This is a genomic window from Enemella evansiae, from assembly GCF_004362375.1.
GTDB classification, from domain to species: domain Bacteria; phylum Actinomycetota; class Actinomycetes; order Propionibacteriales; family Propionibacteriaceae; genus Enemella; species Enemella evansiae.
In genome coordinates this window covers 1-1,443 of the sequence record NZ_SNXA01000007.1, presented here as the reverse complement: position 1 = coordinate 1,443, position 1,443 = coordinate 1, and the positions used below count along the sequence as shown (strand labels likewise).

The 1,443-nt window shown below is 65.3% G+C and carries 1 protein-coding gene; it reads right to left on the bottom strand.

Going from position 1 to position 1,443, the window contains the following annotated elements; all coding sequences use genetic code 11:
- Positions 1-39: 39 nt before the first annotated feature.
- Positions 40-1,386, bottom strand: coding sequence for an IS256 family transposase (locus C8D81_RS00610; RefSeq protein WP_229117745.1), 1,347 nt, complete (start codon positions 1,384-1,386; stop codon positions 40-42).
- Positions 1,387-1,443 lie beyond the last annotated feature (57 nt).

The following is a 1,443-nucleotide window of genomic DNA, read 5'->3' as shown; positions in this document are numbered from 1 at the left end:
GGGACTGTCCGACGAACGGTGTAAGTGGCGGTTTCCATGTCAGCGGTCCTCGGCGGCTGGCATGCGGTCTGCGAAGGTGATGGCGAAGGCGTTCAGCGCGGGCTTCCACCTCATCGTCCATCTTGTCTGACCGGTGCCCTTGGGGTCCAGGGATCGGGTGACCAGATACAGCGCTTTCATCGCGGCCTGCTCGTTGGGGAAGTGGCCCCGGGCCCGCACCGCGCGGCGGTAGCGGGCGTTCAGCGACTCGATCGCATTCGTCGAGCAGATCACCTTGCGGATTTCGACGTCGTAGTCGAGGAACGGGATGAACTCCTCCCAGGCGTTGTCCCACAGTCGCTTGATTGCCGGGTAGGCCCGGCCCCACTTCTCGGCGAACTCCTCATAGGCCCGGCGGGCGTCGGCAGGGGTGGGGGCGGTGTAGATCGGCTTCAGGTCGAAGCTGATCTTGTCCCAGTATTTCCTGCTGGCGTAGCGAAACGTGTTGCGGATCAGGTGGATGATGCAGGTCTGCACAATCGCCCGGGGGAACGCGACGTTCACCGAATCGGGTAGACCCTTCAAGCCGTCGCAGACGACGAAGAACACATCACGCACGCCCCGGTTCTTCAGGTCGGTGAGCACCGCCAGCCAGAACTTGGCCGACTCCCCGTCGCCGTCTCCGGCCCACATGCCGAGCACGTCCTTGTGACCGTCGAGGTCGACGCCAATCGCGGCGTAGACGGGCCGGTTGCGGACCTGTCCATCCCTGATCTTGACCATGATGGCGTCGATGAAGATCGCGGCGTAAACCTTCTCCAACGGCCGCGCCCACCAGGCCTGCATCTCCTCGATCACTCGGTCGGTGATCCGCGAGACCGTGTCCTTGCTGACGCTGGCGCCGTAGACGTCGGCGAAGTGGGCGGATATCTCGCCGGTGGTCAATCCCTTGGCATACAGGGAAAGCACCACTTCATCGACCTCTCCGAGGCGCCGTTGCCTCTTCTTGACCAACTGCGGCTCGAACGTGCCGTCGCGGTCTCGGGGAACATCGATCGAGACCTCGCCGCAACTGTCCGACAGCACGGTCTTGGCCCGTCTGCCATTGCGCGAATTGCCCCGGTTGCGGCCCTCCACAGCGTGCTTGTCGTAGCCGAGATGCTCGGCCAGCTCCTCCTCCAGCGCGGACTCGATCACCGTCTTGGTCATCGCCTTCAACAGCCCGTCCGGGCCCGTCAACGCGACCCCGGCGGCCCGGGCCTGGCGGACCAAGTCCTGCACCGCCGCCAGCTCCGCCGGGCTCAGATCCCGGTCCTCAGCACGACCTGCGCCTGAAGCGCGGTCCTCGGCATCGCCGGCCGCAGCCGGGCTCGGTGGGCTCATGCCCACCAGTGTGTCGGTCATCATGACTCCTCTCGCCCATCCGGGCGGTAGAGCCACTTACACCGTTCCTGCGACAGTCCC